This is a genomic window from Marinobacterium mangrovicola, from assembly GCF_004339595.1.
GTDB lineage: Bacteria > Pseudomonadota > Gammaproteobacteria > Pseudomonadales > Balneatricaceae > Marinobacterium_D > Marinobacterium_D mangrovicola.
Genome location: NZ_SMFU01000007.1, coordinates 1,529,572 through 1,542,958, shown reverse-complemented (window position 1 = coordinate 1,542,958; position 13,387 = coordinate 1,529,572). Strand labels below are relative to the sequence as shown.

Annotated in this window: 13 protein-coding genes; 1 reads left to right on the top strand and 12 read right to left on the bottom strand. The window is 56.8% G+C overall.

Annotated features, from left to right (window positions below):
* Window positions 1-25: 25 nt before the first annotated feature.
* From CLV83_RS07950 to ccoN, 12 genes are all read right to left on the bottom strand, one after another.
* Window positions 26-568, bottom strand: coding sequence for an adenine phosphoribosyltransferase (locus CLV83_RS07950; RefSeq protein ID WP_132289908.1), 543 nt, complete (start codon window positions 566-568; stop codon window positions 26-28).
* 175 nt (window positions 569-743) lie between these two features.
* The gene (gene fnr / locus CLV83_RS07945) at window positions 744-1,517 is read right to left on the bottom strand and encodes a fumarate/nitrate reduction transcriptional regulator Fnr (protein WP_132289905.1); all 774 of its coding nucleotides are present in this window, start codon (window positions 1,515-1,517) and stop codon (window positions 744-746) included.
* Window positions 1,518-1,613: 96 nt separating this feature from the next.
* Entirely contained in the window at window positions 1,614-3,005 is a 1,392-nt protein-coding gene (hemN, locus tag CLV83_RS07940; protein WP_132289902.1) for an oxygen-independent coproporphyrinogen III oxidase, read from the bottom strand.
* Between the two features lie 75 nt (window positions 3,006-3,080).
* On the bottom strand, window positions 3,081-3,749 hold the full coding sequence (locus CLV83_RS07935; RefSeq protein WP_207894769.1) for a sulfite exporter TauE/SafE family protein: 669 nt from the start codon (window positions 3,747-3,749) through the stop codon (window positions 3,081-3,083).
* Window positions 3,739-3,960 carry a cbb3-type cytochrome oxidase assembly protein CcoS gene (gene ccoS, locus CLV83_RS07930; protein WP_132289896.1) on the bottom strand — a complete coding sequence of 74 codons (222 nt, stop codon included), beginning with the start codon at window positions 3,958-3,960 and terminating at the stop codon, window positions 3,739-3,741. The genes CLV83_RS07935 and ccoS overlap by 11 nt, the downstream gene beginning before the upstream one ends.
* Before the next feature lie 13 nt (window positions 3,961-3,973).
* On the bottom strand, window positions 3,974-6,427 hold the full coding sequence (locus CLV83_RS07925; protein WP_132289893.1) for a heavy metal translocating P-type ATPase: 2,454 nt from the start codon (window positions 6,425-6,427) through the stop codon (window positions 3,974-3,976).
* A gap of 15 nt (window positions 6,428-6,442) precedes the next feature.
* Window positions 6,443-6,949, bottom strand: a complete 507-nt coding sequence (locus CLV83_RS07920; protein ID WP_132289890.1) for a FixH family protein — start codon at window positions 6,947-6,949, stop codon at window positions 6,443-6,445.
* A gap of 80 nt (window positions 6,950-7,029) precedes the next feature.
* Window positions 7,030-8,454 (bottom strand): cytochrome c oxidase accessory protein CcoG, encoded by a 1,425-nt coding sequence (ccoG, locus tag CLV83_RS07915; RefSeq protein WP_132289887.1) that lies wholly within the window; start codon window positions 8,452-8,454, stop codon window positions 7,030-7,032.
* Between the two features lie 267 nt (window positions 8,455-8,721).
* Entirely contained in the window at window positions 8,722-9,615 is an 894-nt protein-coding gene (gene ccoP / locus CLV83_RS07910; RefSeq protein WP_132289884.1) for a cytochrome-c oxidase, cbb3-type subunit III, read from the bottom strand.
* On the bottom strand, window positions 9,612-9,809 hold the full coding sequence (locus CLV83_RS07905; RefSeq protein WP_243642313.1) for a cbb3-type cytochrome oxidase subunit 3: 198 nt from the start codon (window positions 9,807-9,809) through the stop codon (window positions 9,612-9,614). The genes ccoP and CLV83_RS07905 overlap by 4 nt, the downstream gene beginning before the upstream one ends.
* Before the next feature lie 6 nt (window positions 9,810-9,815).
* Window positions 9,816-10,436 carry a cytochrome-c oxidase, cbb3-type subunit II gene (gene ccoO / locus CLV83_RS07900; protein ID WP_132289881.1) on the bottom strand — a complete coding sequence of 207 codons (621 nt, stop codon included), beginning with the start codon at window positions 10,434-10,436 and terminating at the stop codon, window positions 9,816-9,818.
* 22 nt (window positions 10,437-10,458) lie between these two features.
* Complete coding sequence (gene ccoN / locus CLV83_RS07895; RefSeq protein WP_132289878.1) at window positions 10,459-11,889, bottom strand: cytochrome-c oxidase, cbb3-type subunit I; 1,431 nt, start codon at window positions 11,887-11,889, stop codon at window positions 10,459-10,461.
* Window positions 11,890-12,319: 430 nt separating this feature from the next.
* On the opposite strand from ccoN, the gene rlmM reads away from it, so the two are divergent.
* On the top strand, window positions 12,320-13,384 hold the full coding sequence (gene rlmM / locus CLV83_RS07890) for a 23S rRNA (cytidine(2498)-2'-O)-methyltransferase RlmM (RefSeq protein WP_132289875.1): 1,065 nt from the start codon (window positions 12,320-12,322) through the stop codon (window positions 13,382-13,384).
* Window positions 13,385-13,387 lie beyond the last annotated feature (3 nt).

Here is a 13,387-nt window from a genome sequence, read left to right as displayed (position 1 = left end):
GGTAAAGGCGGACGATCGCCTTCCCTCAGGAGCCTTCGTATGCGAGCAGTGTATAGACCGGAACGCCTGCTTCCTGGATTAGCGCAGAGCCTTTCAGATCCGGGAGGTCGATGAGGGCGGCAGCCTCGACAATTTCGGCGCCGAGCTTTTTGATCAGCGTGCAGGCCGCGAGGATGGTCCCGCCGGTGGCGATCAGATCATCAAACAGAAGCACGCGATCGCCGGCAGAGACGGAGTCGGCCTGCATTTCAACGGCGGATGTGCCGTATTCCAGTTGATACTCCTGGTGGATGGTGTCGCCCGGAAGCTTGCCTTTCTTGCGCACGAGTACCAATGGCAGGTTGAGCTGGTGTGCCAGGATAGAGCCGAACAGGAAGCCGCGGGCATCGATGCAGGCGATATGGGTTATCCCCGAATCCAGGTAACGATGGATAAAGGCATCGGCAACCATGCGCAGTGCGCGAGGATCCTTGAATATCGGGGTAATATCGCGAAACAGAACGCCAGGCTCAGGCCAGTCCGGAAGCGAACGGATAACGGATTTGACGTAAAACTCGTCGTACGACATGGGAAAGGCTCCTCGGCTTCAAGGCTTGCTGTTGATCTAACTCAATGTGTGGGGAAGGGTGAAGGTGTCTAATGGACGGCGTTGGGTTACACATTGAGATGGCTACTTCATTGTGCAACTGTTCTGGCGCTTATCCCTGTGGATAAGCGCCTTTTTTATGCGCAGTCGCTTGGTGTCAGCCGCGCTGGGAGCTGCTGTCAGATTCTTCAAAGGGGTTGCACTCGCCGGCCAGGTCATAGAGCTCGGAGAGGTTGCACAGTTCGATCTCTTTACCGTCAACGCGGATCAGGGACATCGCCTGAAAGCGGGTGAAGATACGGCTCACTGTTTCGACGGCGAGGCCCAGGTAGTTACCGATCTCGTTACGCGACATGGACAGACGGAACTGAGACGGTGAGTAACCACGGGCGCGGAAGCGGGTGGACAGTTTGATCAGGAAGGTCGCTACACGCTGCTCGGCGTTTTTCTTCGACAGCAGCATCATCATCTGCTGATCGTCACGCAGCTCCTTGCTCATGGTGCGCAGCATCTGGCGACGCAGCTCGGGCATCTGGCCGGCCAGGTCATCGAGTCGCTCAAACGGGATCTCACACACGGTGGTGGTTTCCAGTACCTTGGCGGAGACCGGATAGGTGACGCCGTCGACGCCGCTCATACCAACCAATTCACCGGGGAAGTAGAAACCGGTGATCTGCTCTTCGCCCTCATTGGTGAGCGTGTAGCTCTTGATGGTGCCGGCGCGTACCGCGTACACCGTTGTAAAGGTCTCTCCCTGGTGGAACAGGTGCTCACCCTTTTTGATCGGGCGGCTTTTCTCGATGATGTTATCGAGTCGTTCCATTTCCGTCATATTCAACGAAACCGGTAGACACAGCGAACTCAGGCTGCAGGTATTACAGTGAACCTGCTGCAGGCTGCGCAGTTTACCTTCACTATTTTGATCACCCATGGGGCATTCCCTTTCTCGAGGTGGCTTTGGTCACTCACAAGCCAAGCGGCTAATGTCGCATTATGTAACATTTGGCGCTTGGCTTGAAGTGACCACCTAAATGATCCTGGAGTAGCGGCGGGTCGCTGTTTCCTGTGGAATGTAGGCGTCAAACGCCATGCAGATCCGGCGGATAAGCAGGCGTCCCGCAGCGGTGACGCGGATCAGATCGGCGTTCATGCTGATCAGGCCGTCTTCCGCAAACTGCGTCAGGCTGGCCAGTTCCGTTTCGAAATAGCGGCTGAAGCTTATACCAAAGTCTGATTCGATTTTGCCTGGCTCCAGCTCGAAATGGCAGATCAGCTGGGTGATCACAGCGCGGCGAATGTGGTCGTCAGTGGTCAGTTTAACGCCGCGTCGTACTGCGTAGCCGTGATCAGCCACCGCCTGGCTGTAGGCGCCTATCTCGTGCTCATTCTGGTAATAGACATCGCCGATCTGGCTGATCGCCGAGACGCCCATGGCGACCAGGTCGCAGTCGGAGTGGGTAGTGTAACCCTGGAAGTTACGGTGCAGGTGTCCGCTAGCCTGGGCCAGCGCCAGCTCGTCATCGGGCTTGGCGAAATGGTCCATGCCGATGTACACGTAACCGGCCGCGAGCAGTTTCTCGATAGTACTCTGCAGAATCTCCAGTTTGGTTTCCGGGCTCGGCAGATGCTCGGCCTGAATATGGCGCTGTGAACGGAAGCGGTCCGGCAGGTGGGCGTAGTTGAACACGGACAGCCGGTCCGGCGACATCTCAATCACCGTATCGAGGGTGGCGTTGAAGCCATCCAGGGTTTGGTGTGGCAGGCCGTAGATCAGGTCCATGTTGATCGACTTGAAGCCCAGTGCCCGGGATGTGTTCAGTACCCTCAGGGTCTGCTCGGTGGGCTGAATACGGTTAACCGCTTCCTGCACCTTGGGATCCAGGTCCTGAACACCAAGGCTGATACGGTTAAAGCCGATCTCACGCAGTACCTCGAGACTGGTGTCCTGGGCTTCGCGGGGATCCACCTCGATGGAGTAATCGCCCTTGTCATCACTACGCAGGTTGAAGTTCGCGCGCAGGTGTTCCATCAGCTCACGCATCTGCTGATCGGAGATAAAGGTCGGCGTGCCGCCGCCCCAATGCAGCTGGTTAACCTGGCGTTCACCGCTGTACCAGCGTGACAGCTGCTCCATCTCCCGGTAGACGGTGTCCAGATAAGGCTGGGCCTTATCGCGTCGGCGGGTGATCACCTTGTTGCAGGCGCAGTAATAGCAGACGTGTTCGCAGAACGGGATGTGAACGTAGAGTGAGAGCGGACTGCTTTGGTCGGCACTGCTGCGGGCGTCTTCTACCAGGGTCCGGGCGGACAGCTCAGGGTCGAACTGAAGCGCTGTCGGGTAGGAGGTGTATCTTGGCCCGGAGAGGTCGTAGCGGCGAATGAGATCAAGGTCCCACTGAATGCGGTTTGTGCTGCTCACTTCGGTTCAATCCTCGTAAAACGTTGTCGCGGGGCGCAAGTATAACAGCCCGTTTTGTGTATCACTTGACCGACATCAATGGCCGGCCAGAGCGGAAAAGGGAAGCGTGTAAACGCCAAAGAGTATAATCAGCAGCCCTGCGCCACTGCGAACGCCCTGGCGTTGCATCAGGGATCTTACCTGTTGGGCAAGAAGGCCTGTGGTGAGCATGGCGGGCAGTGTGCCCAGACCAAAACCGATCATCAGCAGGGCGCTGTCATACCAGTGACCGGCTGCTGACGACCAGATCAGCGTGGAGTAAACCAGCCCGCAGGGCAGCCAGCCCCAGAGTGCGCCTAACAGCAGGGCCTTTGGTAGTGTGTCAGCGGGTAGCAGTCGTGAGGCCAACGGCCGAAGATAACGCCAGAGGATTCCGCCGGCGCGCTCCAGTCGCGTCAAAATCTGCCACCACTGCGCTACATAGAGGCCCATTAAAATCAGTAGCAGCCCGGCCAGGGTTCGCAGAACAAGGCCGGCTCCACCGCTGGTGATCTGGTATCCAATCAGGCCAATCAGCGCTCCCGCAACCGCATAGCTGGAAATACGTCCGAGGTTGTAGGCGATGATGAGTGGAATGCCACGGCGTGTATCTTTCTGCCCCATGCTGACACTGGCGGCGATACCGCCGCACATGCCGACACAGTGGGTGGCGCCCAGCAGGCCGATCAGCAATGCCATCGAGAAGGCGAGAGGTTCAGCCGCCATCTCGGCCTGCATTGTCGTTATGGCCGGTTTCGTGGACGCTGCCTTTTTTAGCATCGTTCGGAATCAGATCGTCATCGTCATCATAGAGGATCTTGTGGGCAGGTGATTCCAGGTCATCAAACTGACCGGAGTTCACACTCCAGAAGAAAGCCCAGATGGCGATAGACGCCAGAATGATCGCGATAGGGATCAACAGGTAGATAATGCTCATAAATGACTCCGGATTAGTGCCCGCTTTTGCGCGGTGCTCGACTGAGTCGCAGTGCGTTACCGACGACGACCAGTGAGCTTGCCGACATGCCGATGGCCGCCATGTAAGGAGGGATAAACCCGGTTGCGGCCAATGGCAGGGCCAGCAGGTTGTAGCATGCTGCCCAGGCCAGGTTCTCTCGTATTATCGCCCGCGTTTTTCTTGCCACACGCACTGCATCGCTCAACCGCTGCAGGTCGTTAGCAATAAGCACCGCGTCGGCATTGGTTTTTGCCAGATCGGTAGCGCCAGCCATGGCGACGGAGGCGCGGGCGCCCGCCAGTGCAGGAATATCATTGATGCCGTCTCCCACCATGATCACGTCGGCGCCCTGCTGATCCAGTTCGTTCAGGAAGGCCAGTTTTTGCTCTGGTTTGACACCTTTTTTCAGCGTATCGATGCCGAGTGTGGCGGCGACTTCGTCCGCAGCCATTGAGGCATCACCGGTCAGCATCACGCTCGTGAGGCCGAGTTGCTTGAGCTCTGCAATCACCTTGGCCGCTTCGGGGCGGATCTGGTCATCGAGCTGGAACCAGCCCAGAGCCTGCGCTTCGGTGCAGAGCAGTAGCCATAATCCGCTTTCATCTGGCTGCTCCGGTGCTGGGTGGCCTGTGATTTCGGCAGCGAACACCGGTTTGCCGATGCGATAGCCGCGGCCTTCGATCCAGCCTTCAAGCCCTTGCCCAAGATGGTTTTTAACCTCTTCGGCCTGGTGTCCGCCGAAAGCAGCGAAGGCCTGGGCAATGGGGTGCTCAGAGGCAGATTCAAGAGCGGCGGCGAGGCGTAACAGTTCTTTGTCAGAGGTGGACCCCAGCGTATGCACCCGCTGGATCTGCAGATTGCCTTCCGTGAGGGTTCCGGTTTTATCGAAGACCACGTGGGTGGCGGTGGCAAAACTTTCAAGCAGATGACCGCGGCTGATCAACAGGCCGCTGGCGCGCAGCGTGCCGGTGGCGGTGGTAAGCGCGGTCGGTGTGGCCAGGGAGAGGGCGCAGGGGCAGGTCACCACCAGTACGGATAGCGTAATCCAGAAGGCGTCTTCCGGACGAATGAACCACCAGCTCGTGGCGACGATGACCGCTGTGACCAGAGTTGCGGCGACGAAATAGCGGGCGACGCGGTCGGCGATGCGAGCAACCGCAGGCTTCTCCGCCTGTGCGCGGTCGAGCATGCGTACAATGGTAGACAGACGTGATTCGCTGCCGGTCTCTGTAACACGCACTTCCACTGCGTGTTCGACGTTCTGGGTGCCGCCGACCACTGGGTCATCGATACCGCGAGCCTGGGGGATGTATTCACCGGTCAGGGCCGATTCATCGACAGAAGTGGTGCCGCGGACAATGATTCCGTCGCAAGGAATGGTATGTCCGGGTTTTACCAGTACCCGGTCGTCGCGTTTTAGCTGGGTTGCCGGGACCAGCTGCTCTTCGCCGTTGATCAGGCGCAGCGCACTAGTGGGCAGCAGGTTCAGCAGCGCGTTGCCGGCTCGGCCGGTACGGTGGCGCGCCTGCATCTCCATAAAACGCCCGACCAGCAGGAAAAACGTAAACATGGAGACCGAATCATAATAGACATCGCCGGTGCCGGTGATCGTGGCCCAGACGCTGGCCAGGTAGGCGCAGATAATGGCAATGGATACAGGTACATCCATGCTCAGTTGACGGGTTCGGATATCTCGCAGCGCTGCCTTATAGAATGGAAGCGCCGCATACAGTGCTACCGGCGTGGCAAGCACAAAGGAAGCCCAGCGAATAAAATCAACAAATCGTCCCTCCATGGAGGAACTCATGTCACCGGCGTAAAGGGCTGCGGCAAGCATCATCACTTGCATGGTGAATACGCCGGCGATTCCCAGGCGTCGGATAGCGCGCTTTTTCTCCTGCTCGAGCAGGGCTTCTTCGCGGTTGGGCTGGTAGGGGTGAGCCTGATAACCGATGCGGTCAAATTCGCCGAGCAGAGTGCTGAGCAGTGTCTGCTCGGGGTCCCAGGTGAGTCGTGCGCGGTGAGTGGTCAGGTTGACGCTGATCTGACTGACGCCCGGCTGTTTCTCCAGGTGGTGCTCCAGCAGCCAGACACAGGCTGCGCAGGTGATCCCTTCGATGACGAGCAGGGCTTCGCGCTGCCCCTGCTCGTTGGTATGAACGAAGGTGTCCTGAACCTCTTTGGTGTCGAACAGGCGCAGTTCTTGCGCGCGCTGCTCGGTGTTGGTGGCACGGACTCGCTCGCTGGTCGCGTTCTGCTTATCTCGATGGCGGTAAAAATTATCCAGACCACCGCCGAGAATGGTTTCCGCTACCGCCAGACAACCCGGGCAGCACATCGACCGTTCTTTACCATCGATGCAGAGACGGTAATCGCTGCCCATGGGTACAGGGAGGCCGCAGTGATAGCAGTGGCTTTGCGAGCCGGTCTCGACGCGAGAGTTCATTCCACCGGGCTTCCGTTAGTTCGATGAGCCCAGGGCGAAGGTGTTATGGTCATAGGGCGGCAGTGTCTCTGCCTGTACCTGCCAGCTCTGATCCATAGGCTCCAGGATCACATAGCGCTTGCCTTCGATCTGTGACTGAAGGCTGGAGCTGTAGAGTCCGCTGTTGCCGACTGAACGAAGCTGTAATACCTGGTCGTATTTCTGATGTGTCGGGTGAACCAGTACCAGCTGGAGTTCGCTCGGCAGGGCTTCATCACTGTTTAGCTGCAGCTGCACGTCGCCAGTCAGGCTGTCCAGGGTCAACTGACCGTTGATGTTGAGCTCTACCGCCCGGTTCTCCCGCGCAGGATTCTCGCTGATACCGCGGGCAACTTTATAGAAGTCATCCTTCACCAGTCCGTCGTTGGTAACGATCGACAGATAAAGAAAGGTGGTACCGTAAATCACGGTGGCGATCAGGGGAGCCAGGACAAACCAGAGCCAGGTCTGTTTGTACCAGGGGGCTTGGGCTTCTTCGTGCATGAACTACCTCTAAAAAAACAGAGCGGCCGGTTGTTTTCCGGCCGCCATTCTAAACTAATTCCCGTTTAACGTGGATCGATTTAACGGCGGCGTGCAGGACCGATGAAGCGGTTGTCCTCAGTGACGCTGATCGCGGGATCGTCGATCGCTTCGACAGTAAATTTGATGTCGTAGTTCGGTCGTTCGATATCCGCGGGATCCATCTGCAGACGCACGGGGTATTCAAGTAGTTCGCCGGCGCTGATCGATACCTGGCTTTCGGTGCGCAGCTCCACGCCTTCAACGCCGGAGACGCTGATCCGGTATTGATGATCATCCTGTTCCTTGTTGGCGATCTTCAGGGTGTAGACGTTCTCGATCATACCGGAGGGGGTGTTGGTGTACAGCTGGCCGCGGTCGCGGATGATGTCTACCTCCAGCGGTACGCGGTTTACCAGCGTAAAGCCAAAGGCGATAAACATGGCCATCAGTGCTGCGAAATATCCGATAAGGCGCGGGCGCAGGATGTGCGTCTGCTTGCCTTCCAGCTGGTGTTCGGTGGTGTAGCGCACCAGGCCGCGGGGGTAATTCATCCGGTCCATGATGTCATCGCAGGCGTCAACGCAGGCACCACAGGCGACGCATTCGTACTGCAGACCATCGCGGATATCGATGCCGACCGGGCAGACGTGGACACAGTTGCCGCAGTCTATGCAGTCACCTAAGCCCTGCGCCTTGTAATCAACGCCTTTCTTGCGGCTGCCGCGTTTTTCGCCGCGGTCTTCATCGTAGGAGATGATCAGTGTGTCCTGGTCGAACATGACGCTCTGGAAGCGGGCGTAGGGGCACATGTAGATGCAGACCTGTTCGCGCAGCCAGCCAGCGTTACCGTAGGTCGCCACGGTAAAGAAAGCGAGCCACCAGGTTTCCCAGGGGCCGAGATCCCAAACCAGGACGTTGGGGATCAGTTCGCGGATCGGTGAGAAGTAGCCGACGAAGGCGATGGCACTTGCTGCCGCTATAAATAGCCAGAGTAAATGCTTCGCTGTTTTGCGCAGAGCCTTTTCCTTGCTCATCTTCGCCTTGTCCAGCTTCATTCGCTTGTTGCGATCACCCTCGGTGATCCGCTCCGCCCAGATGAAGAGCCAGGTCCATACAAATTGTGGGCAGGCGTAACCGCACCAGAGTCGTCCAGCGAACACGGTGACGAAAAACAGCGTAAAGGCAAGGATGATCAGCAGCCACGAAAGCAGCATGAAGTCCTGGGGCCAAAAGGTCAGGCCAAAAACATGGAACTGGCGGTTGGGCAGGTCGAACAGTACTGCCTGGCGGCCATCCCACTGCAACCAGGAAAAGCCATAAAACATGATGAGCATTATCGCGCCGGAGATAATGCGGAAATTCTTAAAGAAGCCTTTGTAATATTTAACGTGGATATGTTCACGCTTGGCGTAAAGATCGTAGGTGTCCTTTCCGTCGCCGGCACCTTTTTTGGGCGTGAGATCTTTTACCGGAATCTGGTTCATGTCTAATCACCACACAGAGACGACCCTTGGTGAGGTCTTGTATTAGGTTTTTGCGAATGGCTGAGGCAGGCGCTTTGACGCTCCTTTGACCGGCTGGTCAGGGCGGCATTTTATTGGTGTTGTAGTCGGGCTGACTGTCATTCGCACGAGAAACTGTTAGTCATAACTTTGAGTCTCCCGTCGCAACTGTACCGTTAATGATAGGTGAACAACAAAAAAGGCGATATGACCTGAGTCATATCGCCTTTGTTTTAAGTTGCCTGCTACTTACTTGTTAGACAGGCTGTAGACGTAAGCGGTAATCAGGTGGATCTTGTCATCAGACAGCAGATCCTTGTGAGCCGGCATTACGCCCGCACGACCGTTACGGATGGTGTGAGCAACCTGTTCGAAGCTGCCACCGTAAAGCCAGATGTCGTCGGTCAGGTTAGGCGCGCCCAGGGCGTGCATACCTGTACCTTCGGCAGTGTGGCAGGCTGCACACAGCGCCTGGAACTGGCTTTCGCCGCGTGCCGATGCTGCTTCGTCAACTTCCTTGCCGCTCAGTGACAGTACGTAGGAGGTTACATCGCGAACGCCATCTTCACCCAGTACCTGGCCCCAGGCCGGCATGCCGCCGTTACGACCATTGACGATAGTGGTTTTGATGGTGTCCGGCTCGCCGCCATACAGCCAGTCGTTGTCGGTCAGGTTCGGGAAGCCATACGCGCCGGTACCTGCAGAGCCGTGGCAGACTGAGCAGTTGTTGGCGAACATGCGCTGACCCATACGCAGGCCGGTTTCATTGCTGGGGTCCTGAAGTTCCTCGACAGACAGAGCCGCATACTTGGCGAAAACAGGCTTGTAAACCTCTTCTGCGTGCTGCATCTCTTCTTCCCACTGACCGTGGGAGCTCCAGCCGAGCAGGCCCTGGAAGCTACCGAGACCCGGATACAGGGCCAGGTAGCCCAGACCGAAAATGACGGTTCCGATGAACATCATGAACCACCAGCGCGGCAGCGGGTTGTCGTACTCAGCAATACCGTCGAACTCGTGACCGACGGTTTCTTCGGTCATTTCCTTGTGTTTTTCGCTCTTCCGAGTTGCGAACAGCAACCAGGTGCAGCCAAAAATCACGGCCAGGGTAATGACAGTTACCCATGCGCTCCAGAAAGCACTCATTTGTCGTCTCTCCCGTTATTGGCGTCCTTGACCTGGCCGGTAGCCTTTGCGTGCTCCTCTTCATCGGCGAAGGGAGCCTGCGCGGCGTCGTCAAATCGTTTGCTGTTCTTTGGGCTCAGCACCCAGAAAAACAGGGCGATGAACGTGATCAGCATTATGACTGGCAGGTAAGGGCCATAAACTTCGTAACTCACAATTAGTTACCGCTTGTTGGTGTATTCGCCATGCAGCTTTCCGAGTGCCTGCAGGTAAGCGACCAGGGCGTCGATCTCATACTGCCCTGCAACGGCTTCCTGCGCGCCATCGATCTGCTCGTCGGTGTAAGGTACGCCAAGTTTGCGCATGGTCTGCATCTTCGCAGCGGTATCCGAACCCGTCAGTCTGTTTTCGAACAGCCAGGGGTAAGCCGGCATCTTGGACTCAGGTACAACATCACGCGGGTTGTACAGGTGAGCACGATGCCAGTCATCGGAGTAACGACCGCCTACGCGAGCCAGGTCAGGACCGGTACGCTTGGAGCCCCACAGGAACGGGTGTTCCCATACGTGCTCGTCAGCGGTGGAGTAGTGACCGTAACGCTCGGTTTCCGCACGGAAGGGGCGAATCATCTGAGTGTGGCAGACGTTGCAGCCTTCACGGATGTAGATGTCGCGACCCTCGAGTTCGACCGCGTTATAGGTGCGCAGGCCTTCGATCGGCTTGGTTGTAGAGCTCTGGAAGAACAGAGGTACGATCTCTGCCAGACCACCGCCACTGATGACGATGATGATCAGCAGGACCATCAGTCCGATGTTCTTTTCAATTGTTTCGTGTTTGATCATTGCTATCTGCTCCTAGTCTCGATCAAGCAGTCTGGGCTGAAGGCTCAGCTGCTTTAACAGAGCTACCGGCACGAACGGTCTGCCACACGTTGAACGCCATCAGCAGCATACCGGAGAGGAAGAACAAGCCGCCGATCCAGCGAACCAGGTAACCCGGGTGGCTTGCTTCCAGTGCTTCCACAAAGCTGTAGGTCAGGGTGCCGTCTTCGTTAACCGCACGCCACATCAGACCCTGCAGGATGCCGTTGACCCACATCGCGCAGATGTAGAGAACGGTACCGATGGTAGCCAGCCAGAAGTGGGCGTTAACCAGGCCAACAGAGTACATCTGTGCCTTGCCGAACAGACGCGGGATCATGTGGTAAACAGCACCGATAGAGATCATCGCAACCCAGCCCAGAGCGCCGGCGTGTACGTGGCCGATGGTCCAGTCAGTGTTGTGAGACAGGGCGTTTACAGTCTTGATTGACATCATCGGACCTTCGAAGGTGGACATACCGTAGAAGGACAGAGAAACAACCAGGAAGCGCAGTACCGGATCGGTACGCAGTTTGTGCCATGCGCCGGAGAGGGTCATCATGCCGTTGATCATACCGCCCCAAGAAGGAGCCAGCAGGATCAGAGACATCACCATGCCGACTGACTGAGTCCAGTCAGGCAGGGCAGAGTAGTGCAGGTGGTGGCCGCCGGCCCACATGTAGGTGGCGATCAGAGCCCAGAAGTGCACGACTGACAGGCGATAAGAGTAGATCGGACGCTCAGCCTGCTTCGGGACGAAGTAGTACATCATGCCCAGGAAGCCAGCAGTCAGGAAGAAGCCGACAGCGTTATGGCCGTACCACCACTGAACCATGGCGTCGACGGTGCCCGGGTACATGGAGTAAGACTTGGTCAGGCTGACCGGCATTGCCATGCTGTTCACGATGTGCAGGACGGCAACGGTCAGGATGAAGGCCATGTAGAACCAGTTACCCACGTAAATGTGGGAGGTTTTACGCATCTTCACTGTGCCGAGGAACACGATGGCATAGGATACCCATACCACGGCGATCAGAATATCGATCGGCCATTCCAGCTCGGCGTATTCCTTGGAGGAGGTGAAGCCCAGCGGCAGGCTGATCGCCGCCAGCAGGATCACCAGCTGCCAACCCCAGAAAGTGAACGCGGCCAAACCGTCAGAGAACAGACGGGTCTGACAGGTGCGCTGCACGACGTAGTAAGACGTCGAGAAAAGTGCACAACCACCAAACGCGAAGATTACCGCGTTGGTGTGTAACGGACGGATACGTCCGTAGCTCAACCAGGGAAGGTCGAAGTTCAGTGCCGGCCATACCAGCTGGGCCGCGATAAGGACGCCAACGCCCATACCGACAATACCCCATACCACCGTCATGATGGCGAACTGGCGCACGACTTTGTAATTGTAAGTCGGTTGTTCAGTTGCAGTGCTCATGTCAGGCTCTCATCAACAAGCTAGAAAAGTAAGAAGAGTTCCGCCGGCAATTATCTGGTAATACCCCCACCTTTTCAACGCGATGTGGTGTTTTAGTGTGGCTCTTTGTCGCACCGGGCAAAACTGGGTTCGTATCCGAAAGTAAAACAACTGTATGAAAATGGATGCTTTCTATCGTTTTGAAACTAAAGAATTATTTCGAGTGTGGGGTGTCTTTTAAATGGGCTTTCTTGACCGTTTCGGGGCTTTTTTACGGTGTAATTAGACTTAGGGCTTAAGACTAAGCTTGCTTTGCTTGATGTGGATCAAGCAGCTTATACCGCCTGATTTATCCCGGTTTTTTAGTAGGACTTCTTCAATACGCCGGTTGAGCATGGCGGTATACCTGACTATAGTGCGCGACCATTAGAAACGAGGCTGGAGAGGTCCGATGAGCCAGGCTGACACACTTATTCTTTTATGTCGTTCCGGGTTCGAGGGCGAATGCGCTTCTGAAATCTCAGACGTGGTCGCGGCAGCAGGCGCTTATGGCTATCCAAAACTGGAAAAAGGGAGCGGTTATGTCTGCTTCCATATTCAGGGTGGTGATGCCGTCGACCTGGTTTCCCGGATCCGTTTCGACGATCTGATTTTCACCCGCCAGTGGTTTGCCTGTCTTCCGGGGCTGGTGGATCTGCCTCCCAAGGATCGGCTCACGCCGCTGGCTGAACAGGTCGCGGAGCTGCCCCAGTGCGCGGAAGTGGTTGTTGAGACGCCGGATACCACGGATGGGCGTGAGCTGCAGGGCTTCGGTCGCAAGCTGGCTTCAGCACTGGCGCCTTATCTGCGTCAGCATGACTTGATGCTGCCACGGAAGAGCCGTGCCAAATATCGTCTGCATCTATTTATCCTCAGTGGTCGGGAAATGTTTGTCGGTGTAGCGCCAGTCAACAACAGTGCTGCGCTCCCCGGAGGGATTCCGCGTCTCAAATTCCCGGCAGCGGCACCTAGCCGGTCCACCTTGAAGCTTGAGGAAGCCTGGCATTGGTTTATCCCCCGTGATCAGTGGGACACCGAGCTGGCCCCGGGAATGAGGGCGGTTGATCTGGGCGCGGCTCCGGGGGGCTGGACCTGGCAGCTGGTCAAGCGGGGGATGTTTGTTACCGCCATCGATAACGGGCCGATGAATGAAGATCTGATGGAAACCGGTCAGGTGGAGCACTTAAGGGAAGATGCTTTTACCTATTACCCAAGCAAACCGGTGGACTGGATGGTTTGTGACGTGGTTGAAAAACCGGCGCGCACGACCGCCATGGTCATAGACTGGGCGCTGAACGGCCGGAGTCGGAATATGATTTTCAACCTCAAACTGCCGATGAAGCAGCGTTATGTCGAAGCCAGTCGTTGTCTGGCGCAAATCCGCGAAGAGCTCGATGCGGCCGGTATTCGCGGTATCTTGCGAGCAAAACAGCTTTACCATGATCGCGAAGAGATCACTTGCTGGCTGAGTCTCTAGTTT

What these genes read in the sequence shown, in the direction of transcription:
- CLV83_RS07950 (WP_132289908.1), bottom strand. Translation starts at nt 568, where the DNA reads ATGTCGTACGACGAGTTTTACGTCAAATCCGTTATCCGTTCGCTTCCG.
- fnr (WP_132289905.1), bottom strand. Translation starts at nt 1,517, where the DNA reads ATGGGTGATCAAAATAGTGAAGGTAAACTGCGCAGCCTGCAGCAGGTT.
- CLV83_RS07935 (WP_207894769.1), bottom strand. Translation starts at nt 3,749, where the DNA reads ATGGCGGCTGAACCTCTCGCCTTCTCGATGGCATTGCTGATCGGCCTG.
- ccoS (WP_132289896.1), bottom strand. Translation starts at nt 3,960, where the DNA reads ATGAGCATTATCTACCTGTTGATCCCTATCGCGATCATTCTGGCGTCT.
- CLV83_RS07925 (WP_132289893.1), bottom strand. Translation starts at nt 6,427, where the DNA reads ATGAACTCTCGCGTCGAGACCGGCTCGCAAAGCCACTGCTATCACTGC.
- CLV83_RS07920 (WP_132289890.1), bottom strand. Translation starts at nt 6,949, where the DNA reads ATGCACGAAGAAGCCCAAGCCCCCTGGTACAAACAGACCTGGCTCTGG.
- ccoG (WP_132289887.1), bottom strand. Translation starts at nt 8,454, where the DNA reads ATGAACCAGATTCCGGTAAAAGATCTCACGCCCAAAAAAGGTGCCGGC.
- ccoP (WP_132289884.1), bottom strand. Translation starts at nt 9,615, where the DNA reads ATGAGTGCTTTCTGGAGCGCATGGGTAACTGTCATTACCCTGGCCGTG.
- ccoO (WP_132289881.1), bottom strand. Translation starts at nt 10,436, where the DNA reads ATGATCAAACACGAAACAATTGAAAAGAACATCGGACTGATGGTCCTG.
- ccoN (WP_132289878.1), bottom strand. Translation starts at nt 11,889, where the DNA reads ATGAGCACTGCAACTGAACAACCGACTTACAATTACAAAGTCGTGCGC.
- rlmM (WP_132289875.1), top strand. Translation starts at nt 12,320, where the DNA reads ATGAGCCAGGCTGACACACTTATTCTTTTATGTCGTTCCGGGTTCGAG.